Genomic DNA, 22,268 nt, shown 5'->3' with positions numbered 1-22,268 from the left:
TTTTCCTTTTAGCTCCAAACGAACCGACTCAATTAATCCTTTGACGGCCCATTTCACTGCACAATACGTAGACTCTTGCGCTTTAGGTTGTTGCGCGGCTGTGGACATGATCATGACCACTTTTATTGGATGATCTTTGTAACGCTTTACTAACTCTCTTAGCACATGAATCGCAGAATTCAGGTTGTTATCAATCAACTTTTGAATCTCTTTCGGCTCCTGCTCTTCCAGTAAGCCAAAATAACCACTTCCCGCACTATGAATGACCATTTCAGGGGACTGTTTCACCCCATCAAAGAGCTGTTTCACATTTTGGTGCAATGAGAGGTTGCAAGCTTGATAACCAACGTTATGAGAGAGTTGTTTTGCTAGTGCGGATAGTTTTTCTGTATTTCTTCCTATTACATACGTCTCTTTGCCTTCCGCATCATAACGCTTTGCTAGTTCCGCCCCTAAGCCGCTACTTGCACCTGTAATTACAATCATGCGCTACCTCTTTTCAATCACATACTTTTAATTCATCTATCAATTAAGGTAACAGAATCGTGGTAATTCACACCTCAAGAGCACCATTCTTTGAAGCAAGCAGCTTTCTTACTTTCGTGATGCATGAAATATCAAGCAGAACGACGGGCATTTAACCTATGCTTAAGCAAGAATAACTTTCTGAATTTTCTATCGACTTTCTAGTGAGAACTGAATAGGAGCAAAGAATGACTGGGTCAAAATGGCAGTGGTTACTGAAACAGATGACACGAAAACTGTGGGTCCGGACGTCACTCTACGCATTACTAGCTGTTGCTACCGCCTTAATGTCGATTGTTTTAAACCAGTTCATTACTCTGCCCCCTGCCATCAACGTCAGCAAGGATTTGTTGAACAACATATTAAATATCCTCGCAACCTCCATGCTTGCAGTGACTACATTCTCTCTCAATATTATGGTCTCAGCGTACAGTGCCGCTAGTGCAGGGGTAACGCCGCGAGCGACAAAACTGTTGATGGAAGACAGCACAACACAAAATGCCTTAGCAACCTTTCTTGGCTCTTTTCTATTTAGTTTGGTAGGAATTATCGCGCTAGGTATTGGGGCCTATCATCAACAAGCACAAATTTATCTATTCATCGTGACTATCGCCGTAATCGTGATGATCATACTCACTCTGCTACGTTGGATTCAGCACCTTTCCGTACTAGGAAGGGTCAGTGAAACCACTTCATACGTAGAGCAAGCCTTGTTAGATGCGATAAGAAAACGGGGCAAAGAGCGCTGGCTAGGTGCTCACCCATGGAGCCACCCAGAGCATAAGCCCAGAGGAAGTAAGCCTATTTTGAGCCAAGAAATTGGCTACTTACAGCATGTTGATATGCATCACCTCGATAGTATTGCTGAAGCAAACCAATGCACCATCTACCTTGAGCGACAACCGGGAAGTTTTGTGTACGTAGGTCAACCATTGGCTTGGGTTTGTGGAGAATTGCCAGACGAAAGCGAAGTAACGGCAGCCTTCACGATTCGAACGGAGCGTTCATATGATCAGGACCCTCGCTTTGGTTTAGTCGTTATGGCGGAAATCGCCTCACGAGCACTATCTCCGGCTGTAAATGATAATGGCACCGCGATTGACGTTCTTGGGCGTTCTGTACGAGCACTTTCATTATGGGGAGACCTACTCAGTGAGCCACCTACCAAAACTCGATATCCTAGACTATTTGTGCCCGCATTGAGCTGCCAGGATTTGTTTGATGATGTCTTTTTGCCGATAGCACACGATGGTGCAGCGCAACTCCAAATACAGATTCGCCTACAAAAGGCCTTGCTAGCTCTCTCTAGTATGCACCCTAAGTTATTTTTGTCACCAGCAATCAAGCTGTCAGAAAAAGCTTTAGAGCTTTCATTAAGCCAACATTATACCGAAGATGAGAAACACCAACTCTCTCAGCTATCTAATCTGGTCACAGACCAAAAAGCCAATGGTTAAGAGAGTCGAATTCAGTTGAAACATATTGCTGCACGGCCTCGTGTATCATGACATGTGCTGATAACGTAGGGCAGAAAAGTCTCTTCGTTTATACACAATTAAAGACTCTGTGCGTTAGGTCTCTTTTCTCTTGGTGAGGGAATCTATATTCTGACGCACAATTTTTAAGGTAAGTGATGGAATAATGACAACGTCTACAACTCTTCCACCTGCAGGTCTCTTTCGTCGACTTGCAGCGTTGATTTACGACACATTGATTATTATCGCAATTGAAATGATGGCCGCAGGTATTGTTATGGCCGTTGTGTTTGCACTAAATGCAGCAGGATTGTTGAGCTATGGCGAGTACGCTGATGCCGCAGATATGCTCGGAAAACACCCTGTATTGAGCCCTCTATTTACACTTTATCTTGCGGGTGTGTGGATATATTTCTTTGTGTTCTTCTGGACGCGAGCAGGACAAACTCTTGGGATGCGCGCTTGGAAGCTTCGAGTTCGCAATGCCAAAGACGGTGCACCAATTACGGTAACTCAAGCTCTGATTCGTATTTCGACATCTGGCTTTGGCTTGGCAAATCTGACTGTACCGATTGATCCGAAGAAACGTGGTTTCCACGACATTTGGGCCAAAACAGAGGTAGTTGTATTACCCAAGGCAAACTAACTTGTCTAGGAACACAAAAAAGGAAGGCGTAATGCCTTCCTTTTACATTTGGTTCGGTAAAATTTGGTTTATTCGATGATGCTTCAGTTATAGCTTTCTTCGTAGCAATGCAATCGCAATAGCTAAGAACACCAAACTCGGGGCCAAAGCACCAAACACTGGGGATATGCCATACACCAAGCTTAATGGGCCAAAGAACTCACTGGATATGTAAAAAGTAAACCCGGCAACCACGCCCGACAATACCCTTGCCCCCATGGTCACGCTTCTGAGTGGGCCGAAAACAAAAGATAGCGCCATTAACATCATCACAGCAATTGAAAGCGGCTGAGTCAACTTACGCCAAAACGCCAACTCATAGCGAGATGCATCTTGTTCCGATGCTTTTAGGTAAGTCACATAATCATACAAACCGCTCAGTGACAGTTCTTCTGGCTTCACGGTCACCACAGCTAGCTTATCTGGTGCCAAAGAGGTGTGCCACTCCATCTGTTCGATGTCTTGCTTTGAAATTACGTTTTCATTTTCCATGTCCGTAATTTGTACGTAACGCATCAGCCAGTTGTTATCTTGTTGGTAGTCGACTTCTTCGGCGAAAATAACTTTTTGTAGATTCTTATCATCATCAAAACGCCACATATTTAAAGCATAAAGTTTGTCGTCTTCGACTTTACCGATAAAGATAAAGTCGTTTGCATCACGAGCCCACACACCTGAGCGCACAGACACAATGCTACCACCTGATATCGCAAACGCACGTAAGTCACGGGCCATCTTCTGGGCCTCAGGAGCGCCCCATTGACCTAACGCCATAACAACAATCATGAGCGGGACGGCCGTTTTGAGTACCGATAACCCGATATCCAGCTTAGAGAAACCAGCAGCTTGCATCACCACAAGCTCAGAGCTTGAAGCCAACATACCTAAGCCGATCAGGGCACCGAGTAATGCCGCCATTGGAAAGAACATTTCGATATCACGCGGCACACTGAGTAACACAAAGTACAACGCATGAGTGAGGTCGTACACACCTCGCCCTACTTTACGTAGCTGTTCTACATATTTGATGATGCCCGATAAGCCAACAAACGTCGCTAAAACCAAGGCAGTGGTAGAGATGATGGTTCTACCGATGTAAAGGTCTAAGATTTTGAACACAGCTTACGCGAGCCTCTTCTTGCGGAATTTGTCTTTTATTCGTCTAGCAGCAACGCTGTCCATCATATTCGCCATGATAGCAACAATCAGCAACATCGCATTGATTGGCCACATACCAATAGCAGCCGGGATGTCACCATCTTCTAATGCAGATTTGGTTGCACTGATCGCCAAGAAATACGCTAGATAGATCAGAATCGCAGGCCCCATTTTGGCAAACCGTCCCTGACGCGGATTCACCGCAGACAAAGGAATAACGAGCATTGTTAAGAGTGGAATACACACAAATAACGAAATTCGCCATTGTAGCTCCGCTTGCGCCTCTGGATCTGGGTGACCTATCAAGTCAACCGTTGGGTATGCTTCCCAGTCTCGCCCTTTCTTTTTGACCTCACGTTGGCCGATAACACCTTCGTATTCATCGAATTTCGTGATCATATATTCAACGCGAGTAGGCACACCTTCATAACGCGTACCTTCTTTCATAGTGATGATCTGACGACCGTCCGAAAGCTCTTTTACTTCACCAGAAGATGAGAACATCACACTCGGTAACACCGAATCTCGAGGGCGCATCTGCGCAACAAAAACGTTGCTCAAGGTATTGTCTTTAATGTCATCGATGAACACAACCGATGAACCGTCTGGTGTACCTTGGAACTGACCTTTTTTAAGTAGGTCAACGCTGTTTTCTGACGCTACCTGCTCATAAAGCTGCTCAACGCGGTCTTGAGACCACGGCGATAGCCACAACGCATTGAAAGCCGCCACCGCTGAAGTAATCAACGCTAGGTATAAGGCCGCTTGAACCAAGAATTTATTACCAATACCTGTCGCGTTCATTACGACAATTTCGCTCTCTGCATACAGACGACCAAATGTGATCAATATACCGATATACAGACTTAAAGGCAGCATTAACAGACCCATTGCTGGCATGTTCAAACCAACAATCGAGAAAATCAATCCAGCAGGAATATCCCCATCAGAAGCATCAGCAAGAACACTTATGAATTTCTGGCTTACAAACACCAAAAAAAGTACGAAAAAAATCGCAAATTGGCTCTTGAGTGTTTCGCGGATCAAATATCTAACAATAATCACGCTGAAATTACCTATACAAAACTTGTTTTTTTGGTCGAATCACTATAGTTTCCCGTTGAACCATTTATTTTTTTAAAAATTATAAACTAGATGTTAGTCGCTTAATCAGCTCTGCATGTAAGCCTGGAGCTAAAATTCAACAAGTAAGCGATCATTATCTAACATTTAGAGCAATTTGTCTTCAGGATGTAGGAGTACGCATGGAGTTCAGTGTAAAAAGTGGCAGTCCAGAGAAACAACGTAGCGCATGTATCGTTGTTGGTGTGTTTGAACCACGTCGCCTTTCTCCAGTAGCCGAACAACTTGATAAAATCAGTGACGGTTACATCAGTTCACTACTTCGCCGTGGTGATCTAGAGGGTAAACCTGGTCAGATGCTGCTACTGCATCAAGTACCAGGTGTTTTGTCAGAGCGCGTTTTACTTGTCGGTTGCGGCAAAGAGCGTGAACTTGGCGAGCGCCAGTACAAGGAAATCATTCAAAAGACGATCAGCACACTTAACGAGACAGGCTCAATGGAAGCGGTATGTTTCCTAACTGAACTGCATGTTAAGGGTCGTGATACATACTGGAAAGTGCGCCAGGCTGTAGAAGCGACTAAAGATGGTCTATACACATTTAATCAATTCAAGAGCGTGAAACCTGAGACTCGCCGCCCACTGCGCAAGCTTGTTTTCAACGTACCAACGCGTCGTGAATTGAACTTGGGTGAAAAAGCAATCACTCATGGTCTTGCTATCGCATCAGGTGTCAAAGCCTCAAAAGACCTTGGCAACATGCCGCCAAACGTAGCTAATCCAGCTTACCTTGCTTCTCAAGCTCGTCGTCTAGCGGACGATTACGAAACCGTAACCACCAAAATCATTGGTGAGCAAGAGATGGAAAAACTGGGTATGACCTCTTACCTAGCAGTAGGCCGTGGTTCTAAAAACGAATCTATGATGTCTATCATCGAGTACAAAGGTAACCCTGACTCAGATGCAAAACCGATTGTGCTCGTAGGTAAAGGTCTAACCTTCGATTCAGGCGGTATCTCTCTAAAGCCGGGCGAAGGTATGGATGAGATGAAGTACGACATGTGTGGTGCGGCATCGGTATTCGGTACAATGAAAGCGCTGGCGAAGCTAAACCTACCAATCAACGTTATTGGTGTTCTAGCGGGTTGTGAAAACATGCCTGGCAGCAACGCTTACCGTCCAGGTGACATCCTAACGACCATGTCTGGTCAAACTGTAGAAGTTCTGAACACGGATGCTGAAGGCCGTCTTGTTCTTTGTGACGCACTGACTTACGTAGAGCGTTTCGAACCAGACTGCGTGGTTGACGTTGCAACGCTAACTGGTGCTTGTGTTATCGCACTAGGCCACCATATCAGCGGCGTAATCTCTAACCACAACCCTCTTTCTCATGAGCTAGTAAACGCTTCTGAGCAAGCGAGTGACCGTGCATGGCGTCTACCAATGGCAGACGAGTACCACGAACAGTTGAAAAGCCCGTTTGCGGATATGGCAAACATTGGTGGTCGCCCTGGTGGCACAATTACTGCGGGTTGCTTCTTATCTAAGTTCGCGAAGAAGTACAACTGGGCACACGTCGATATCGCAGGTACCGCGTGGAAATCAGGCGCAGCGAAAGGCTCAACGGGCCGTCCTGTCTCAATGCTTGTCCAATTCCTTTTGAACCGCAGCGGCCAAGAGACAGAAGAGTAATTTCTGAACAGAATCTAAAAGGGCCGCAAGGCCCTTTTTTATTTTCCTAATTTTCTAAAATGAAAGTGGGACTTAAGATGGTCTTAGGAAGAGACCCAAGGCAAGTGAGAGAATGATGCAAACTGCAACCTTCTACATCATTAACGAAGAGAGCCCGCAAGCAACGGTGGCTGGCTTTGAAGAATACATCGTGTTTTTGGCTCAGCACTTTGCTCGCCAAGGCGCTAAAGTGTATTTAAACTGCCAAGACAAACCACACGCCGAGCAGCTCGCTGAAGCCTTTTGGCAAGTTGATGCAGACAAGTTCATGGCACATAACCTCGTAGGCGAGGGACCGAAATACGCCACCAATATTGAGATCGGCCATAACGGTGTAAAACCTAATTGGAACCGTCAGCTGGTAATTAATTTGGCGGAAAATGAGACAACCTTTGCGAACAAGTTTGCTCAAGTGGTAGACTTCGTGCCCTGCGAAGAAAAAGCTAAACAACTCGCAAGAGAAAGATATAAAATTTACCGTCAAGCAGGTTACCAGCTGCAAACGATCGAAATTCAATATCCTTAACGGTCAATCCTTATAGTTAAGGCGATCTTGTTAAGATCCCTCACTTATAAAGATTGACTAAGATTCAACCATCAACGTATCCATTAAAAGAGCGCTATGGAAAAGACATACAACCCAACTTCAATCGAACAAGCTCTGTATCAGACTTGGGAAGAGAAAGGCTACTTTAAGCCACACGGTGACACTACTAAAGAATCATACAGCATCATGATCCCGCCACCGAACGTCACTGGTAGCCTACACATGGGCCACGCGTTCCAAGATACGATCATGGATACGCTTATCCGTTGTGAACGTATGAAGGGTAAAAACACCCTTTGGCAAGTAGGTACTGACCACGCTGGTATCGCAACTCAGATGGTTGTTGAGCGTAAGATAGCTGCAGAAGAAGGCAAAACAAAACACGATTACGGTCGTGAAGCTTTCATCGACAAAATCTGGGAATGGAAAGGCGAATCTGGCGGCACTATCACTAAGCAGCTTCGTCGTCTTGGCGCATCTGTAGACTGGGATCGTGAACGCTTCACGATGGACGATGGTCTATCTAACGCCGTTCAAGAAGTGTTCGTACGTCTATACGAAGACGATCTAATCTACCGCGGTAAGCGTCTAGTTAACTGGGATCCAAAGCTACACACAGCGATTTCAGATCTAGAAGTAGAGAACAAAGACACTAAAGGCCACATGTGGCACTTCCGCTACCCACTAGCAGATGGCGCTAAAACAGCGGATGGCAAAGACTACATCGTTGTTGCAACGACTCGTCCAGAGACCGTGCTAGGCGATACGGGTGTTGCAGTTAACCCAGAAGATCCACGTTACAAAGATCTTATCGGTAAAGAAATCATCCTTCCTATCGTTGATCGTCGCATCCCAATCGTGGGCGATGAGCACGCAGATATGGAAAAAGGTACTGGCTGTGTGAAAATCACACCTGCGCACGACTTCAACGACTACGAAGTAGGTAAGCGCCACCAGCTACCAATGATCAACATTCTGACTTTCGACGCGAACATCCGCGACTCAGCAGAAGTATTCAACACTAACGGCGAAGCAAGCGACGCTTACAGCACTGAGCTACCAGCTAAATACCACGGTATGGAGCGTTTTGCCGCTCGTAAAGCTATCGTTGCTGAATTCGACGAGCTAGGCCTACTTGAAGAAGTGAAAGATCACGATCTACAAGTTCCTTACGGCGACCGTGGTGGCGTGGTTATCGAACCAATGCTAACTGACCAATGGTACGTACGTACTGCGCCTCTAGCGAAAACCGCAGTTGAAGCAGTAGAAAACGGCGACATCCAATTCGTTCCTAAGCAATACGAAAACATGTACTTCTCTTGGATGCGTGACGTTCAAGACTGGTGTATCTCTCGTCAGCTATGGTGGGGTCACCGCATCCCAGCTTGGTACGACAACCAAGGTAATGTTTACGTAGGTCGCACTGAAGAAGAAGTTCGTAAGAACAACAACCTAGAGTCTGTCATTGAACTTCACCAAGACGAAGACGTACTGGATACGTGGTTCTCTTCTGCACTATGGACGTTCGGTACTCAAGGTTGGCCAGAGCAAACTGACGATCTGAAAGTATTCCACCCTTCAGACGTTCTAGTAACTGGTTTCGACATCATCTTCTTCTGGGTTGCGCGCATGATCATGATGACCATGCACTTCGTGAAAGACGAAAACGGCAAGCCACAAGTACCATTTAAAACGGTTTACGTTACTGGTCTAATCCGTGACGAAAACGGCGACAAGATGTCTAAGTCGAAAGGTAACGTACTTGACCCAATCGACATGATCGATGGTATCGACCTAGAGTCTCTCGTAGAGAAGCGTTGTGGCAACATGATGCAGCCTCAACTAGCGAAGAAGATCGAGAAGAACACTCGTAAGACGTTTGAAAACGGTATCGAAGCATACGGTACAGACGCACTGCGTTTCACTCTTGCAGCAATGGCATCAACAGGTCGTGATATCAACTGGGATATGAAACGTCTTGAGGGTTACCGTAACTTCTGTAACAAACTATGGAACGCAAGCCGTTACGTAATGATGAACACAGAAGAGCAAGATTGTGGCTTCAACGGTGGTGAGATTGAATATTCACTAGCAGACAAGTGGATTGAGTCTCAGTTTGAACTCGCAGCGAAAGCGTTTAACAACCATATCGACAACTTCCGTCTAGATATGGCTGCGAACACGCTTTACGAATTCATCTGGAACCAATTCTGTGACTGGTACCTAGAGCTAACTAAACCCGTTCTATGGAAAGGTACTGAAGCGCAACAGCGTGGTACTCGCCGTACACTCATCACGGTTCTTGAGAAGACGCTACGTCTAGCTCACCCAGTGATTCCTTACATCACTGAAACTATCTGGCAAAGCATCAAGCCATTAGTTGAAGGTGTAGAAGGCGAGACAATCATGCTGCAAGCACTGCCTCAATTCGACGAAGCAAACTTCAACCAAGAAGCGCTAGACGACATTGAATGGGTGAAAGCGTTCATTACCAGCATCCGTAACCTACGTGCTGAATACGACATCAACCCTGGTAAGCCGCTTGACGTTATGCTGAAAGCAGCAAATGCAGAAGATGCCTCTCGTCTAGAAGCAAGCAAGCAAGTACTGATGTCACTAGCGAAGCTAGAAGCAGTACGCGTGCTTGAAGCTGGCGAACAAACTCCAGCGTGTGCAACGGCACTGGTTGGCAAGTCTGAGCTGATGATCCCAATGGCGGGTTTGATCGACAAAGATGCAGAGCTTGCTCGTCTAGATGGCGAAATCAAGAAGACGCACGGCGAAATCAAGCGTATCGAAGGCAAACTTGGCAACGAAGGCTTTGTAGCGAAAGCACCTGAAGCTGTTGTTGCTAAAGAACGTGAGAAGCTTGAAGGCTACAAAGAGACACTAGCTAAGCTAGAAGAGCAGAAGACAACGATCGCTGCACTTTAAGCCTCAGTGAAAGAGAAGAACTAACACTTCTCACTTTGAATCCAAAGGTTGGCCATCATGGTCAACCTTTTTTGTATATCTTTCACCAAAAACCATCATCAATAGCTTTCCCCTATCGCAACAATACTCATCATCCATTAGCATTAATGAGAATTATTATCGATAATGAACTCATCGAAACAAACACGATTGAGTAATTATCATGAAAAAGACACTAACTTTCGCAGCACTGCATTTTACTATCGCATTTAGTGTCGCTTACGTACTCACAGGCGACATTCTAATTGGTAGTTTAATTGCCATGATTGAGCCTTCAGTGAACACCGTAGCCTTCTACTTTCATGAAAAGGCATGGGCAAAAGTCCCAGCACTTAAAGCTCGTCAGTGGATGACCAAATTAAAAACCGCAAGCTTTGCGACCGTGCACTTCAGCGTCGCTTTTACCGTGGTTTACTTACTAACAGGTGATGCATTTGTCGGCGGCGTAATGGCGATGCTAGAGCCGAGTTTGAACACGGTGGCTTACTACTTCCACGAGAAAGTATGGATGCGTAAATCATCAGAAAAAGCTCCAGCACCGCAGTTTTGTTTACATCACCACGCTTAAACATGGAGGCTCACTACGTCTCCTAACGAGAAAAATGACATTTACCATTGACAAGGTTGCGCACCGCAATTAATTTAATTGCGGTGCGCAACCTTATTTTTAGAGGTAAGTGATAATGAACGCTCGTCAACTTCGACACTACTCCCGTCAAGCCGTCCGATTGCTTGGTATGCTTGATAAACAATGCGGCGATGTCGCTCTCACTCCAGTGCAAGCGCACGCATTGGGTGAAATCCAATTGCAGCCATTGACCATCAATCAGCTGGCACAGCAGCTTAATGTCGACAAGTCCAACGCGAGCCGAACCGTTACTGGTTTGATTAAATTAGGTTTGGTCGAGAGCATCGAAAACCCAAAAGACAAACGTAGTCAACTCGTAGCGATTACAGAGCAAGGCCAACAGGCGTTATCGCAACTGGACCAACAGCAAAACCACTTCTTTGAACAGCTGCTTACCCAACTCGATGACAGCGAGCAAGAGCAACTCAAACTTGGTCTAGAGACTTACCTAAAAGGGCTAACAAAAGTGTGTCAGGCTGAGGAATACGTTCTTCGACCTCTTACTAAAGCAGACAACCCGCAAGTCGCAGATGTGATTCGTAAAGTCTCTGCAGAATACGGCTTAACCGCAGACAAAGGTTATGGTGTGGCCGATCCAACGCTTGATGATATGTATTCGGTTTACAATCAATGCGGGGCCGCCTACTGGGTCATTGAACATCGCGGAGAGATCGTTGGTGGCGGTGGCTTTGCCCCTTTAGCTGGCGAGCCAAATGTGTGTGAACTACAAAAGATGTACTTCTTACCTCAAACACGAGGGCACGGTTTAGCCAAACGCATCGTCGCATTGAGCTTACAATTGGCGAAACAATTTGGGTATCAGCAGTGCTATTTAGAGACAACTGAATGTCTGAGAGAAGCGGTAAGCTTGTATGAAAAGCTAGGCTTTGAGCATCTCGATGCCCCGCTTGGACAAACAGGGCATGATGCATGTGAAGTCGTAATGCTTAAAACACTGTAATAAAGAGCATTACTAAGAGTTAAAGCACAACATGGGTAACACAAAGCTCCTGGCTCAAGGCAACAGTGAAGTTTTGGTGCTGCCCATCCAACTCAACAGACAACTGGTAGAGATCACTTGGATCAGGATCAGTAAGATCGGCATACTTTGGCGCTTCGATCTGGAATAAAGCGCTCGCATGCTCCGCTCGGACATCAATAGGAATATGGTAAGTCATACCATTAAACTTAACCGATGCAGAGACCAGACCCGGCGCAAAAGTTTGATAGTACAAGTCTACTTTAAACTCGCAACCACCACCGTGGTGCCAAATCTGCTCGGTTGCCACGCGGTCTAAACGTACATTGCGAATGAACTGCAGATACGGTTCTTGCCATACCCCTAAGCGCTCGTCACTCTTTTGGTATTCATGATCTGCAAGTGAACACAACTCCGGTTTATCCTCATCCAACAGAAGATCTTCTTCTTCCTCAAGGAATAGGATCTCAAAACGGTTACGCCCCATCTGCATGAACGGGCGAATGTCTTTCTTGTAGACATTTTGAGAACCGTCACAGTCGAACAATGCTACTCCGTTCAAACGCACTTCTGCATGGTAATCCACACCACCCAACACCATTTCTACCGCTGGGAATGCCATCATGGATTCGTCCACTTCAATGTCATGCATCAGGTGCCACTCTTGCTGACGAATTGCTTCTTCTGTCAGTTCAGCTGGCAATACCTGACTCAAAGGAGCAGGGAAAGTAATGTCATCCTGTGGGATAGAAAGGTCCGTCAGTGGAGAGACTTGCCATAAACCGGCGAGTGAGAGTTGCATATACACCTTGAGCTAGATCAATTTTCACGCATTATAGGGAGAAATCCCCTATAAACTCAATGTGAATTATTTATCGCCTCCACATTCGTCAGTTTTTCAAGGAATAAAAAAACCAGCGTTAAACGCTGGTTTTTCCAAAAGTAGTGAGCTTTGATTACTCGTCGTCTTCATCTTCTTCAGGGTAAAGCGCATCTTCGCCTTCGTAGTACGTACCCCAACCGTCATAGATGATGTCGTATTTTTCTGCCAAGTGAATCAATTTTTCAACTTGCGCATCAATCGCTTCTGCGTCTAGTGCGGACTCCATAGTCGCATCACAGCAAAGCAACTTGTTACCATCTTCATCTTCAGTTTCTTCTGCTTCAAGAACTTCAAAGCCCATCTTGAATGCTTCAACTACCGCTTTTTCTAGCGTGTCAAAATCTTCTGCAAACAGGTGGTGCTCAATTTCGTATAGCGAATCTGGATCGCTGCCATCTTCTAGCAATGCTGCAATGATATCGCGAGTCTCTTCCTTTTGAATCTCAATTAATTCTTCTACTGATAGATATTCATCTTCGTGAGACATGTTTTGGCTCCAGATTAGTTACTTGATGGAAACACAATACCCGATACTGAGTATGCTGATCCGGTGAAATATGGCATGGATTGCGATGAAAAGCCACAAACAAACATCATACCACTGCGATTCTTATCGGTTATTTGAATCTAAATATTAAACCAACCACACAAAGAAACAAAAAATTAACAAAGAATGGCATTTTTTAATATTCAGAACATCCTAATTGACACTTAATGTGGTTATTTTCTCTTTCTATGCGTGTTTATGATGCTTTCTTGAATACACTCACGTGTAAAACGAAGAAGCATAACGAATAAATTCACTTTAATAATGCATAATTTAGAATAAAAATGCACGTTTTATGCACTGTGCGTGTATTCTTTCTCAACGGGAAAATTAGAATAAAAACGCACGCACTCTAATTTTAGTAAAATAGCATTTATATCTAATAATAAATTTCATAAGAATCAAAATAAAAATAAAAAACTCACAAAACCAGAAACACCAGAGTATAAACAAAGCTTGATAACTTGCATCTTTCTAGGAAGCTTGTCATAACTAATGGCTGGAAAATTTGTAAGGATACAAAATGAGCAAGCTGTACGTTGGATCAGAAGTTGGTCAACTTCGACGAGTTCTATTAAATCGCCCTGAACGCGCCCTAACCCACTTAACTCCGTCAAACTGTCATGAGTTGCTATTTGATGACGTTCTTGCTGTAGAAGCGGCAGGTGAAGAGCACGATGCATTCGCACGTACGCTGCGCGAGCAAGACGTTGAAGTGCTTCTCCTCCACGATTTACTGGTCGAAACCCTCGCCGTTCCAGAAGCAAAACAATGGCTGCTGAACACTCAGATTTCTGACTTTCGCTACGGGCCAACATTTGCGCGAGACCTACGCCAATACTTTTCAGAAATGGATGATGAACATCTTGCCTGCATCTTTTTAGGTGGCTTAGCTTACTCAGAGCTGCCGATCTCCTCATCTTCTATGCTGCCAAAAATGAAGCGTCCTCTCGACTTTGTTATTGAGCCACTGCCTAATCACCTCTTTACTCGTGATACCTCATGTTGGGTTTATGGTGGTGTATCGCTCAACCCAATGATGATGCCTGCACGCCAACGTGAAACAAACCACTTACGTGCGATTTATCGTTGGCACCCAATTTTTGCTGGCCAAGATTTTATCAAATACTTCGGTGACGATGATCTGCATTATGATAATGCGAATGTCGAAGGCGGTGATGTGTTGGTTATTGGTAAAGGTGCAGTTCTTATCGGTATGTCTGAGCGTACGACTGCTCAAGGTGTAGAGAACCTTGCAGCGAGCCTATTTAAAGCAGGCCAAGCTACCGAAGTTATTGCAATTGATCTGCCTAAACACCGCTCATGTATGCATTTAGACACTGTGATGACCCATATGGATGTAGATACTTTCTCTGTCTACCCAGAGATCATGCGCAAAGATCTCGACACATGGCGCTTAACACCAAAAGGCAACGGTGAAATGCATGTTGAAGCCTCACATAACTATCTGCACGCGATTGAGTCCGCTCTTGGCTTAGATCAGCTGAAAATCATCACCACTGGTGGCGACAGCTATGAAGCGGAACGCGAACAATGGAATGACGCCAATAACGTTCTAACTGTAAAACCGGGCGTAGTAATTGGTTACGAACGCAATGTATACACCAACGAAAAATACGATAAAGCTGGCATCAAAGTACTGACAGTACCTGGTAATGAGCTTGGTCGTGGTCGCGGTGGCGCTCGCTGTATGAGCTGTCCAATAGAGCGAGACGATATATAACTTACTCGTCCCTTTACATTAGGTGAATCAAAACTAAGGTTGATGTGAATACATCAACCTTTTTTAGCTTTAGTTTAAAATAATTATTCACAATAAAAGCATTTGTATGTTTTAATGGATTCTATTAATCTAATCACATGTACTAAGGGACGAGCTATGGCTTTCAATTTACGTAACCGCAACTTTTTGAAGCTATTGGACTTCTCAACCAAAGAAATCCAGTTTTTGCTCGAACTGTCTGCAGAGCTAAAAAAAGCTAAATATGCAGGAACAGAGCAGAAGAAACTTCAAGGTAAAAACATCGCACTAATCTTTGAGAAATCTTCGACTCGTACCCGATGTGCGTTTGAAGTCGCTGCCTTTGACCAAGGTGCTCAAGTCTCTTACATCGGCCCTTCTGGCTCGCAAATCGGTCATAAGGAATCGATGAAAGACACTGCTCGTGTTCTTGGTCGTATGTACGACGGGATTGAATACCGAGGCTTTGGCCAATCCATTGTTGAAGAGCTTGGTACTTATGCTGGTGTTCCAGTGTGGAATGGTTTAACGGATGAGTTCCACCCAACCCAGATCCTTGCTGACTTCCTGACTATGCAAGAGCACGGCCGTGGTAAACAGCTACATGAAATAACCTTCGCTTACCTAGGTGATGCGCGCAACAACATGGGTAACTCACTTATGGTGGGCGCAGCGAAAATGGGCATGGATATTCGCCTTGTCGCGCCAAAAGCGTTCTGGCCTGAAGAAGAGCTCGTGGCAACTTGTCAAACTATCGCGCAACAAACTGGTGCAAAAATCACGTTAACAGAAAGCGTTGAGGAAAGTGTGAAAGGTTGTGACTTCCTATACACCGACGTTTGGGTGTCTATGGGTGAGTCTGCCGAGGCATGGGATGAGCGTGTAGCGTTAATGACACCTTATCAAATCAATATGGACGTGATTGAGCAAACGGGTAATCCACATGTGAAATTCATGCACTGCCTTCCAGCTTTCCACAATGATGAAACCACCGTCGGCAAAGAAGTCGCTGAAAAATACGGTATGAAAGGCCTTGAAGTAACAGAAGAGGTATTTGAATCGGAATACTCCATCGTATTCGACGAAGCAGAAAACCGTATGCATACCATCAAAGCCGTGATGGTTGCGACGCTAGGAAGCTAAACCAGTGCGCAAAAACAGCCGATAAAAACCATGATGTAATCGCTTGCGCTCACGAAAGTTAAGCGTATAATGCTCGGCAATTTGTCTGAGGATTAAGAAATGACCACGCTGATTGCTGACGTAAAAACGCGATTTGCTCTCGCTAAGCGACTACGCTTACGTGGTGTTATTTTCGTTAATTCTATTGAATTTTAAAACCTCCCCATTGGGGAGGTTTTTTTATGTCCAAAATTCCTTTCGGTTATTTGGATGTAGTCATCAATGTTATAGGGAAGAAGATCATGGCGAACTCGCTTTACCAGAAGCACATCATCTCTATTCCAGAGCTTTCACGCGAAGAACTGGAACTTATCGTAGAAACAGCAGGTAGCCTTAAAAAAGCACCTCGACCAGAACTGATTAAAAACAAAGTCGTTGCAAGTTGTTTCTTTGAACCATCAACACGTACACGTTTATCGTTTGAAACAGCGATTCAGCGCATTGGTGGTGACGTGATTGGCTTTGATAATGATGGTAATACCTCTCTGGCGAAGAAAGGCGAAACACTCGCAGATTCAGTACAAGTCATCTCTTCTTACGTCGATGCCTTTGTGATGCGTCATCCACAAGAAGGCGCCGCTCGCTTGGCATCTGAATTTTCAAATGGCGTGCCAGTGATCAACGCGGGCGACGGTGCAAACCAACACCCAACTCAAACGCTACTCGACCTATACACCATCGCGGAAACACAAGGGCGTCTAGACAACCTGAACGTCGCATTCGTAGGTGACCTAAAATATGGCCGCACAGTGCACTCACTGACTCAAGCCTTAGCAAAGTTTAACAACATCCGCTTCTTCTTTGTTGCACCAGATGCGCTGGCAATGCCAGATTACATCTGCGAAGAACTAGACGAAGCTGGCATTCAATATAGCCTACACACAGACATGGAAAGTGTGATTCCTGAACTGGATATTCTGTACATGACACGCGTACAGAAAGAACGCTTTGACGAATCGGAATACGCACATATTAAGTCGGCTTACATCCTAACAGCGGCACTACTAGAAGGCGCGCGCGAGAACTTGAAAGTACTGCACCCACTACCACGTGTGGATGAAATCACAACTGATGTTGATAAAACGCCTCATGCCTACTTCTTCCAGCAAGCTCAAAATGGCGTGTATGCTCGCCAAGCACTGCTGGCGCTTGTTCTAAACGAAACACTGTAATCGAGGGGAAAAATCATGGCTAAAGAAACTCAATTGCAGGTAGAAGCAATCAAAAATGGTACGGTCATCGACCACATCCCTGCGCAAATCGGCATCAAAGTATTAAGACTGTTCGATATGCACAATTCATCACAACGCGTAACGATTGGACTGAACTTGCCATCATCAGCACTCGGTCATAAAGATCTACTCAAAATCGAAAATGTGTTTATCAATGAAGAGCAAGCGAGCAAGCTAGCGTTGTATGCTCCTCACGCGACCGTGAATCAAATCGAGAATTATGAAGTGGTGAAAAAGCTAGCGTTAGAGCTTCCTGAGCGCATCAATGATGTATTTGAATGCCCGAATTCAAACTGTATTTCTCATAATGAACCAGTAGAAAGCAGCTTTAGCGTGTTCGAGAAGAAACAAGAAATCCGCCTAAAGTGTAAATACTGCGAGAAAGTGTTCTCACGCGAGATCGTAACCGAGCGATAAACACGCCGCACGACTAGGCTTTGATACGTTTAAAATACCCTGCAATGTCGGGGTATTTTGCTCTTTACCTACCGAGGGTTTAGAGGCAAACTGAGAATCTTTATTCCCTACAACTGATGGAAAAAATCAAATGACGAAAGTACTTCACACTGAGTCTGCACCAGCAGCAATCGGTCCTTACGTTCAAGGCGTAGATCTAGGTAACATGGTTCTTACTTCAGGCCAAATCCCAGTAAACCCAGCGACAGGTGAAGTGTCTGCTGATATCGCAGAACAAGCTCGTCAGTCTCTAGAAAACGTAAAGGCTGTAGTTGAATCTTCAGGTCTTAAAGTATCTGATATTGTAAAGCTAACGGTTTTTGTTAAAGACCTAAATGACTTTGGCACAGTGAACGAAGTTTACGGCAAGTTCTTTGATGAGCACGGCGTAGCAAACTACCCTGCACGCTCTTGTGTAGAAGTGGCTCGCCTACCAAAAGATGTTGGCATCGAGATTGAAGCAATCGCTGTTCGCAAATAATTGCACTTGCTGACAAACATAAAAAAACGGGTAGCTCAGGCTACCCGTTTTTTATTGTTTTCTCGTGATGATATCGCAGTAAAACTTAAGCAGCGTTGCGCTGTTTGACTTCTTCATCTAACGATTCAAGCTTCTCTTTCATCTGTTCACGACAGATATTCGCTAACTCGCGAATGCCCTCTTTACCATAGCCTTCAGTGCTGATTGGAGGTAGCATTTCAACAATCACATGACCATTGTTCCAACGGTTCAGCTTAATTTTATTCGTCGAGCTACATACGATAGGAATGATTGGCACACCTGCACCAATTGCCGCATGAAAAGCACCTGTTTTGAATGGCAGCAAACCACGCCCACGAGAACGCGTGCCTTCTGGGAACATCCACACCGAAACATCACTTTCTTTCATGCTGCTCACGACCTGATCGATAGTACCTTTTGCTTTAGAGCGATTCGCTCGGTCAATCAGAATGTTACCCGTAAGCCAGTAAAGCTGACCAAACAGTGGCATCCAAGCCAAGCTCTTTTTACCTACTGTCACAACTTTCGGAGTCACAGCCGCAGAAACAGTAAACATGTCCCAGTTGTTCTGGTGGTTAGCAATGTAAACATGTTGGCCGCGTGAATACGCATCTTCAGGGATACGCAACTCTAACTTAATCCCAAACACACGAGACATCTTGGCAAACAAACGGCCAAAAGTGAAAACGTGCTTAGGGTTTCTAGGGCTTAATAGGCAGTAACCACAACCACCAATAAACATAACAATCGCAAAGATAGCGACAGCAAATACACGTAACAGTGCAATCATTCTTGTTCTCCAGGAACCGGCTTTTGCCAGATACAGCTATTAATATCTCTCTTTCCATAAAGGGAAAATATGGTCATGAGAGTGATATAAAAAAGCCGAAACTCAGGTTTCGGCTCTCTTGATATCCAAGTTACCTGCGGTGCAGTTTAACTTGCCTAGCTCACTCGCTCAATATTTGCGCCAAGTGCAGCCAGTTTATTTTCGATTTTGTCGTAACCACGGTCGATATGGTAAATACGATCAACGACGGTTTCGCCTTTAGCAATGCAACCTGCAATAACCAAACTAGCCGAAGCTCGTAGATCGGTTGCCATCACTTGCGCACCGCTGAGTGACTCAACATCACCACAGATAACCGTATTGCCTTCGATCTCAGCTTTAGCGCCCATACGCATGAGTTCTGGTACGTGCATAAAGCGGTTTTCAAAGATAGTCTCTGTGATCACGCCGCCACCTTTCGCCATCATGTTCAGTAGCGTAAATTGAGCTTGCATATCCGTCGGAAAACCAGGATGTGGCGCAGTACGTACACTTACCGCTTTTAGCTCGCGGTCGGTCATATCAACGGAGATCCAGTCTTCCCCCGTTTCGACAAGCGCGCCAGCTTCTTCCAGCTTGGCGAGAACCGCTTCAAGCAAATGAGCATTAGTGTTGCGACATACCACTTTACCGCCAGATACTGCTGCTGCGACAAGGAATGTTCCCGTCTCAATACGGTCAGCAACCACGTTGTGTTTACAACCGCCTAGGCGCTCAACACCTTCAATCGTAATGGTATCTGTGCCAGCGCCAGAGATTTTTGCGCCAAGCTTATTTAGGAAATCAGCGGTATCGACGATTTCAGGCTCACGCGCAGCGTTATCTAGTGTTGTTGTGCCCTCCGCCAGCGCTGCGGCACACATGATGGTGATCGTCGCGCCTACGCTGACTTTATCCATCACGATGTGTGCGCCTTTTAGCCGACCATCCACTTCTGCTTTCACATAACCATCTTCTAATGTAATGGTTGCGCCAAGCTGCTCTAAACCAGAAATATGCAGATCCACAGGACGGGCACCAATGGCACAACCGCCTGGTAAAGAAACCTGACCTTGACCAAAGCGCGCCACCAAAGGACCTAAAGCCCAAATAGAAGCACGCATGGTTTTCACTAAATCATAAGGCGCGCAGTATTCTGTAATACTGCTTGGATCAACATGAACAGAGCCATTGCGGCTTACTTTCGCGCCTAAACGCTTAAGCAATTCCATGGTTGTGTCGATATCACGAAGGTGTGGTACGTTTGCCACTTCTACTGGCTCTTCCGCCAAGATAGACGCAAATAAAATCGGCAGTGCTGCGTTTTTTGCACCTGAAATGGTCACTTCACCAACTAGTGGTTTATCTGACCCAATAACTCGAAACTTTTCCATCAATAAACCTTAAAGCGACATCAATTTCTTATCACGAGCCCACTCTTCTGGTGTGAACGCTTTGATTGATAATGCGTGAATGTCGTTACGCTGGATGTATTCCATCAGAGGAGCATAAATTAGCTGCTGCTTCTTAACGCGGCTCATTCCATCGAAACAAGCATCAACAGCAACCACTTCATAGTGGCTACCTTCACCTTTCACATGCACTTCTTGAAGGTTTAGTGCTTCTTCTAATAACTGTTGTACTTTTGCGCTATCCACAATTTACCCCTGATAATTCTGTATGTGTTTGGCCACTAAAGATTCAACATTGCTCAGTTGAAACAAAGTGCGCAGTTGCGCCGGCACGAAACTGAGCATTATATGACAGTTTTGCTTTTTTGCATGCTCTAATAAGTGGATTAACATCACCATTCCTGCAGAGTCGACGCGCTCTATCTCTTTTAGCGAGCATTCCAGCTCCGATTGAGCAGGTTGCCATTGCTGTGCATACGCCCACAATGAAGGCACTGTATCTCTATCAAGTGCCCCTGTTAGCTTAAGAATGTTTTGATCCAATTGCCACTGAGCGGGAGTCTGGGCCATTATTTCTTCGCCTCGAAGCGGATCGGTTCTGCGGCCAATTTTTCTAGGTCTTTAGCAACAGATAGAATACCTTCTTGACGAATTTTACTGTTCCATTCGGATTGTTTACTAGAAAGCAAACTAATGCCCTCTGCAATCATATCGAATGCTTCCCACTCACCAGACTGGTTGTCTTTACGCAGTTTAAACTCAAGTTTGATGTTTGGACGCGGAGTATCGATGATATCAACTTTAATGCTTGTAATACGCTTAGAGTCATCAATGCTAGGCTCAGGACCAAACTCAATTTTTTGGTCAGAGTATTGCGTCAACACTTGTGCATAAGACGCAATCAGGTACGCACGAAATGCATCGATAAACTCAAGTACATCTTCACGCTTAGCACCTTTTAAGTTTGGACCAAGAAGTTTTAACCCTGCATAGCGGTAGTTGACGTAAGGCATTAGCTCTTCTTCAACGATCACTTTAAGTAAATTTGGATCTTGTTTGATTTTCGGCTGTTCGGCTTTCAATCTTTCGAACGTGACTTCAGCTACCTGCTTCATCATCTTATAAGGTTCAGTTTTATCCACCTCTGCTGCTGTTGCTCCAAAGACGCTAAACACAGCACAAACTGAAAGTAGTAATCTCGCTAACATAGTTATTCCTTACTTGAGTCGTCTGAACCACCTACGCTGTATAGTACTTGACCAATTAAGTCTTCAAGCACAAGCGCCGATTTGGTGTCTTCGATGGTATCACCATCCACTAGCATGACTTCATCATCAAAAACGAAGCCAGGTACTAAACCAATGTATTGCTCACCAATCAGGCCAGATGTCAAAATTTGTACGCTCGACGTTTCTGGGAACTGATTGTATTTGCTATTGATAGATAGTGTTACAACTGGCAATAAGTTGTCTGGGTTAAGCGAAATACTACTTACTCGACCAATCACAACGCCCCCCACTTTTACGGGAGAACGAACTTTTAAACTGCCAATATTATCGAACTCGGCTTTGAGGGTATAAGTATCACCAGAGCCAATGCTTTTTACGTCAGCAACTTGAAAAATTATCACAAGAATCGCGCAAATTCCCGCTAATACAAAGCTGCCAACCCATAATTCAGTTTTACGTGTTTGTTGCATGA

At 45.0% G+C, this 22,268-nt stretch carries 24 protein-coding genes; 13 read left to right on the top strand and 11 right to left on the bottom strand.

Annotation, left to right across the window (positions count from 1 at the left end):
• Nucleotides 1–486: SDR family NAD(P)-dependent oxidoreductase (locus IQP38_RS10920; RefSeq protein WP_193837569.1), on the bottom strand; the 486-nt coding region annotated here is incomplete at its 3' end.
• A 227-nt stretch (nt 487–713) separates the two neighbouring features.
• Here IQP38_RS10920 and IQP38_RS10915 point away from each other — a divergent pair.
• Both IQP38_RS10915 and IQP38_RS10910 read left to right on the top strand, forming a co-directional pair.
• Nucleotides 714–1,982: a DUF2254 domain-containing protein gene (locus IQP38_RS10915; protein WP_005385537.1), complete on the top strand. Its 1,269-nt coding sequence runs from the start codon at nt 714–716 to the stop codon at nt 1,980–1,982.
• A 184-nt stretch (nt 1,983–2,166) separates the two neighbouring features.
• Nucleotides 2,167–2,646, top strand: a complete 480-nt coding sequence (locus tag IQP38_RS10910; RefSeq protein WP_005381070.1) for an RDD family protein — start codon at nt 2,167–2,169, stop codon at nt 2,644–2,646.
• Between the two features lie 87 nt (nt 2,647–2,733).
• On the opposite strand, the gene lptG is transcribed toward IQP38_RS10910, so the two are convergent.
• Together lptG and lptF are read right to left on the bottom strand one after the other, a co-directional pair.
• On the bottom strand, nt 2,734–3,804 hold the full coding sequence (lptG, locus tag IQP38_RS10905) for an LPS export ABC transporter permease LptG (protein ID WP_005381071.1): 1,071 nt from the start codon (nt 3,802–3,804) through the stop codon (nt 2,734–2,736).
• 3 nt (nt 3,805–3,807) lie between these two features.
• Entirely contained in the window at nt 3,808–4,908 is a 1,101-nt protein-coding gene (gene lptF, locus IQP38_RS10900) for an LPS export ABC transporter permease LptF (RefSeq protein WP_005381072.1), read from the bottom strand.
• A gap of 200 nt (nt 4,909–5,108) precedes the next feature.
• On the opposite strand from lptF, the gene pepA reads away from it, so the two are divergent.
• From pepA to IQP38_RS10875, 5 genes are all read left to right on the top strand, one after another.
• Entirely contained in the window at nt 5,109–6,617 is a 1,509-nt protein-coding gene (gene pepA / locus IQP38_RS10895; protein ID WP_005381073.1) for a leucyl aminopeptidase, read from the top strand.
• A gap of 115 nt (nt 6,618–6,732) precedes the next feature.
• The gene (locus tag IQP38_RS10890; RefSeq protein ID WP_025998737.1) at nt 6,733–7,182 is read left to right on the top strand and encodes a DNA polymerase III subunit chi; all 450 of its coding nucleotides are present in this window, start codon (nt 6,733–6,735) and stop codon (nt 7,180–7,182) included.
• A gap of 96 nt (nt 7,183–7,278) precedes the next feature.
• Nucleotides 7,279–10,137 carry a valine--tRNA ligase gene (locus IQP38_RS10885; RefSeq protein ID WP_025767623.1) on the top strand — a complete coding sequence of 953 codons (2,859 nt, stop codon included), beginning with the start codon at nt 7,279–7,281 and terminating at the stop codon, nt 10,135–10,137.
• A gap of 202 nt (nt 10,138–10,339) precedes the next feature.
• The gene (locus IQP38_RS10880; RefSeq protein ID WP_005381078.1) at nt 10,340–10,744 is read left to right on the top strand and encodes a DUF2061 domain-containing protein; all 405 of its coding nucleotides are present in this window, start codon (nt 10,340–10,342) and stop codon (nt 10,742–10,744) included.
• Between the two features lie 115 nt (nt 10,745–10,859).
• Nucleotides 10,860–11,765 carry a bifunctional helix-turn-helix transcriptional regulator/GNAT family N-acetyltransferase gene (locus IQP38_RS10875; RefSeq protein ID WP_080276939.1) on the top strand — a complete coding sequence of 302 codons (906 nt, stop codon included), beginning with the start codon at nt 10,860–10,862 and terminating at the stop codon, nt 11,763–11,765.
• A gap of 19 nt (nt 11,766–11,784) precedes the next feature.
• Here IQP38_RS10875 and IQP38_RS10870 read toward each other — a convergent pair whose 3' ends face one another.
• Both IQP38_RS10870 and rraB read right to left on the bottom strand, forming a co-directional pair.
• Complete coding sequence (locus tag IQP38_RS10870; protein ID WP_104975633.1) at nt 11,785–12,585, bottom strand: glycosyl hydrolase 2 galactose-binding domain-containing protein; 801 nt, start codon at nt 12,583–12,585, stop codon at nt 11,785–11,787.
• Nucleotides 12,586–12,739: 154 nt separating this feature from the next.
• Nucleotides 12,740–13,153 (bottom strand): ribonuclease E inhibitor RraB, encoded by a 414-nt coding sequence (gene rraB / locus IQP38_RS10865; protein ID WP_005381081.1) that lies wholly within the window; start codon nt 13,151–13,153, stop codon nt 12,740–12,742.
• 583 nt (nt 13,154–13,736) lie between these two features.
• On the opposite strand from rraB, the gene arcA reads away from it, so the two are divergent.
• The 6 genes from arcA (at nt 13,737) to IQP38_RS10835 (ending at nt 18,326) form a co-directional block, all read left to right on the top strand.
• The gene (gene arcA / locus IQP38_RS10860; RefSeq protein ID WP_005381082.1) at nt 13,737–14,957 is read left to right on the top strand and encodes an arginine deiminase; all 1,221 of its coding nucleotides are present in this window, start codon (nt 13,737–13,739) and stop codon (nt 14,955–14,957) included.
• A gap of 156 nt (nt 14,958–15,113) precedes the next feature.
• On the top strand, nt 15,114–16,118 hold the full coding sequence (locus IQP38_RS10855; protein ID WP_193837568.1) for an ornithine carbamoyltransferase: 1,005 nt from the start codon (nt 15,114–15,116) through the stop codon (nt 16,116–16,118).
• Nucleotides 16,119–16,217: 99 nt separating this feature from the next.
• A complete protein-coding gene (locus tag IQP38_RS10850; protein WP_005381084.1) occupies nt 16,218–16,313 on the top strand; it encodes a hypothetical protein in 96 nt (31 codons plus the stop codon).
• A gap of 86 nt (nt 16,314–16,399) precedes the next feature.
• Complete coding sequence (gene pyrB / locus IQP38_RS10845) at nt 16,400–17,329, top strand: aspartate carbamoyltransferase (RefSeq protein WP_005381085.1); 930 nt, start codon at nt 16,400–16,402, stop codon at nt 17,327–17,329.
• Nucleotides 17,330–17,344: 15 nt separating this feature from the next.
• Nucleotides 17,345–17,806 carry an aspartate carbamoyltransferase regulatory subunit gene (gene pyrI / locus IQP38_RS10840; RefSeq protein ID WP_005381086.1) on the top strand — a complete coding sequence of 154 codons (462 nt, stop codon included), beginning with the start codon at nt 17,345–17,347 and terminating at the stop codon, nt 17,804–17,806.
• Between the two features lie 130 nt (nt 17,807–17,936).
• Nucleotides 17,937–18,326: a RidA family protein gene (locus tag IQP38_RS10835; protein ID WP_005381087.1), complete on the top strand. Its 390-nt coding sequence runs from the start codon at nt 17,937–17,939 to the stop codon at nt 18,324–18,326.
• 85 nt (nt 18,327–18,411) lie between these two features.
• Here IQP38_RS10835 and IQP38_RS10830 read toward each other — a convergent pair whose 3' ends face one another.
• The 6 genes from IQP38_RS10830 to mlaD form a co-directional block, all read right to left on the bottom strand.
• Nucleotides 18,412–19,137 carry a 1-acylglycerol-3-phosphate O-acyltransferase gene (locus IQP38_RS10830; protein ID WP_005381088.1) on the bottom strand — a complete coding sequence of 242 codons (726 nt, stop codon included), beginning with the start codon at nt 19,135–19,137 and terminating at the stop codon, nt 18,412–18,414.
• A gap of 155 nt (nt 19,138–19,292) precedes the next feature.
• Nucleotides 19,293–20,549: a UDP-N-acetylglucosamine 1-carboxyvinyltransferase gene (murA, locus tag IQP38_RS10825; RefSeq protein WP_005388419.1), complete on the bottom strand. Its 1,257-nt coding sequence runs from the start codon at nt 20,547–20,549 to the stop codon at nt 19,293–19,295.
• Nucleotides 20,550–20,558: 9 nt separating this feature from the next.
• Nucleotides 20,559–20,813: a BolA family iron metabolism protein IbaG gene (gene ibaG / locus IQP38_RS10820; RefSeq protein WP_005381092.1), complete on the bottom strand. Its 255-nt coding sequence runs from the start codon at nt 20,811–20,813 to the stop codon at nt 20,559–20,561.
• 3 nt (nt 20,814–20,816) lie between these two features.
• On the bottom strand, nt 20,817–21,137 hold the full coding sequence (locus IQP38_RS10815; protein WP_005381093.1) for an STAS domain-containing protein: 321 nt from the start codon (nt 21,135–21,137) through the stop codon (nt 20,817–20,819).
• The gene (gene mlaC / locus IQP38_RS10810; protein ID WP_005381098.1) at nt 21,137–21,775 is read right to left on the bottom strand and encodes a phospholipid-binding protein MlaC; all 639 of its coding nucleotides are present in this window, start codon (nt 21,773–21,775) and stop codon (nt 21,137–21,139) included. The genes IQP38_RS10815 and mlaC overlap by 1 nt, the downstream gene beginning before the upstream one ends.
• Before the next feature lie 2 nt (nt 21,776–21,777).
• Complete coding sequence (gene mlaD / locus IQP38_RS10805; protein WP_085570021.1) at nt 21,778–22,266, bottom strand: outer membrane lipid asymmetry maintenance protein MlaD; 489 nt, start codon at nt 22,264–22,266, stop codon at nt 21,778–21,780.
• Between the last annotated feature and the right edge of the window lie 2 nt (nt 22,267–22,268).

Origin of the sequence: Vibrio sp. OPT41 (assembly GCF_015163595.1) — a bacterium.
GTDB lineage: Bacteria > Pseudomonadota > Gammaproteobacteria > Enterobacterales > Vibrionaceae > Vibrio > Vibrio alginolyticus.
The sequence above is the reverse complement of the archived record's forward strand: the minus strand, read 5'-3'. Positions and strand labels throughout refer to the sequence as shown.

Bases quoted from the DNA above. Each gene is read 5' to 3' on its own strand.
- IQP38_RS10910 (WP_005381070.1), top strand. From the start codon at position 2,167: ATGACAACGTCTACAACTCTTCCACCTGCAGGTCTCTTTCGTCGACTT.
- IQP38_RS10815 (WP_005381093.1), bottom strand. From the start codon at position 21,137: ATGGCCCAGACTCCCGCTCAGTGGCAATTGGATCAAAACATTCTTAAG.
- IQP38_RS10870 (WP_104975633.1), bottom strand. From the start codon at position 12,585: ATGCAACTCTCACTCGCCGGTTTATGGCAAGTCTCTCCACTGACGGAC.
- arcA (WP_005381082.1), top strand. From the start codon at position 13,737: ATGAGCAAGCTGTACGTTGGATCAGAAGTTGGTCAACTTCGACGAGTT.
- IQP38_RS10850 (WP_005381084.1), top strand. From the start codon at position 16,218: ATGACCACGCTGATTGCTGACGTAAAAACGCGATTTGCTCTCGCTAAG.
- IQP38_RS10855 (WP_193837568.1), top strand. From the start codon at position 15,114: ATGGCTTTCAATTTACGTAACCGCAACTTTTTGAAGCTATTGGACTTC.
- pyrI (WP_005381086.1), top strand. From the start codon at position 17,345: ATGGCTAAAGAAACTCAATTGCAGGTAGAAGCAATCAAAAATGGTACG.
- IQP38_RS10890 (WP_025998737.1), top strand. From the start codon at position 6,733: ATGCAAACTGCAACCTTCTACATCATTAACGAAGAGAGCCCGCAAGCA.
- IQP38_RS10830 (WP_005381088.1), bottom strand. From the start codon at position 19,137: ATGATTGCACTGTTACGTGTATTTGCTGTCGCTATCTTTGCGATTGTT.
- IQP38_RS10915 (WP_005385537.1), top strand. From the start codon at position 714: ATGACTGGGTCAAAATGGCAGTGGTTACTGAAACAGATGACACGAAAA.
- mlaC (WP_005381098.1), bottom strand. From the start codon at position 21,775: ATGTTAGCGAGATTACTACTTTCAGTTTGTGCTGTGTTTAGCGTCTTT.
- IQP38_RS10880 (WP_005381078.1), top strand. From the start codon at position 10,340: ATGAAAAAGACACTAACTTTCGCAGCACTGCATTTTACTATCGCATTT.
- murA (WP_005388419.1), bottom strand. From the start codon at position 20,549: ATGGAAAAGTTTCGAGTTATTGGGTCAGATAAACCACTAGTTGGTGAA.
- pyrB (WP_005381085.1), top strand. From the start codon at position 16,400: ATGGCGAACTCGCTTTACCAGAAGCACATCATCTCTATTCCAGAGCTT.
- IQP38_RS10875 (WP_080276939.1), top strand. From the start codon at position 10,860: ATGAACGCTCGTCAACTTCGACACTACTCCCGTCAAGCCGTCCGATTG.
- IQP38_RS10885 (WP_025767623.1), top strand. From the start codon at position 7,279: ATGGAAAAGACATACAACCCAACTTCAATCGAACAAGCTCTGTATCAG.
- rraB (WP_005381081.1), bottom strand. From the start codon at position 13,153: ATGTCTCACGAAGATGAATATCTATCAGTAGAAGAATTAATTGAGATT.
- mlaD (WP_085570021.1), bottom strand. From the start codon at position 22,266: ATGCAACAAACACGTAAAACTGAATTATGGGTTGGCAGCTTTGTATTA.
- IQP38_RS10835 (WP_005381087.1), top strand. From the start codon at position 17,937: ATGACGAAAGTACTTCACACTGAGTCTGCACCAGCAGCAATCGGTCCT.
- pepA (WP_005381073.1), top strand. From the start codon at position 5,109: ATGGAGTTCAGTGTAAAAAGTGGCAGTCCAGAGAAACAACGTAGCGCA.